1 protein-coding gene is annotated in these 746 nt (G+C 40.2%); it reads right to left on the bottom strand.

Annotated features, from left to right (window positions below; genetic code table 11):
• The coding region (locus ACNI3T_RS04610; protein WP_418226806.1) for a hypothetical protein at window positions 1–746 on the bottom strand (746 nt) is incomplete at both ends.

Here is a 746-nt window from a genome sequence, read left to right as displayed (position 1 = left end):
CATGGTTGAGAATCAGCTACAGTGTAGGTGATTGTATAATCTCCAGCACCTGTAGAAGGGTCAAATGTATTATTAGTTACTCCTGTACCTGTAAATGTCCCTTCTGTATTGGCAGTTGGATCATTATTGGTTAAGGTAGCAAGATCAATTAGATCAGTGTTAGAACATACTGTTTCAATATTGTCAAAGCTACCTGCATTGGCTGGATCTGCTTCGATAATTGTAATAGTAAGATCTGCACTGTAATCACACTCCCCTTCAGAATAGCTGTAGGTAGTTGTGAAATCCTGGATTGGATTCAGATTGTACTGTCCTAGAAGGTCTAAAATTGGAGGAGTAAAAGTTCCGTCTGTAGGCGTTCCTTCTGGAAGCAAACTGAAGTAGATGTCATCTATACTGTCGATATCATCGATAGCTTCATCAATTTCGTCATTACAGAAAGTGATCGCATTATCAGGAAGAGCAATTGCGCCTTCTCCAATAGTGAAAGCCAGGCTAGCTGAATCTTCGCATGAAGTTCCTTCACCTACTGTATAAGTAGAGTTGAATGGACCTTCAAGATCGTTATTGATATTATTGGTAATACTTGTTACATTGGAAAAAGTTCCGTTTGCATCAGCATCAGCACTTAATAAGCTAGTAAGGTAGTCTGTAACTTCCTCTTCAGTAGCAGGGCTAGAAAAGATTCCACCACAAGCAACGTTAGCATCGGTATTGCTGTCACCTGCATTCGCAGTACTTTCTCC

This window comes from Christiangramia qingdaonensis (assembly GCF_048381525.1).
Lineage (GTDB): Bacteria > Bacteroidota > Bacteroidia > Flavobacteriales > Flavobacteriaceae > Christiangramia.
This window is presented reverse-complemented; position numbering and strand designations above follow the sequence as displayed.